Origin of the sequence: Arthrobacter sp. USHLN218 (assembly GCF_037144715.1) — a bacterium.
Classification (GTDB): Bacteria; Actinomycetota; Actinomycetes; order Actinomycetales; family Micrococcaceae; genus Crystallibacter.
Genome location: NZ_JBBCYT010000028.1, coordinates 1 through 397, shown reverse-complemented (window position 1 = coordinate 397; position 397 = coordinate 1). Strand labels below are relative to the sequence as shown.

Genomic DNA, 397 nt, shown 5'->3' with positions numbered 1-397 from the left:
ATTCCGGACAAGCGGCGGGCCTTCGCCTACGACGCGCTCTCCTACAACTCCTCGGCCGTCGGCGGGCCCGCCCTCGTCGCCATCATGGTGCTGTTCGTGCCGGCCCCGGCCGCGCTCTGGATGCTCTCGGCCGCGGCGGCCCTCGGCGCGGTGAGCGCGGTCGTGATCCGGCGCCCGTCCCACACCGCCCCCGGCGGTTCCGTCTGGCAATCCGTGAAGGCCGGCCTGCAGCAGATCGTCGGCAACCGGCGCCTGGCCGTGGTGACCGGCGCCTCCACCCTCACCCAGCTCGGCCAGGGCGGACTGGCCATCGCCGCCGTCGCGCTCTCGATCGAACGCATCGGCTCGGCCGCCGAGGGCGCCGTCCTCGTCACCGCCTTCGCCGTCGGCAGCCTGG

At 74.8% G+C, this 397-nt stretch carries 1 protein-coding gene; it reads left to right on the top strand.

What is annotated here, in order from left to right:
- Positions 1-397, top strand: a 397-nt coding sequence (locus WFH44_RS21370) for a hypothetical protein (protein ID WP_336716659.1), incomplete at both ends; no start/stop codon positions are given.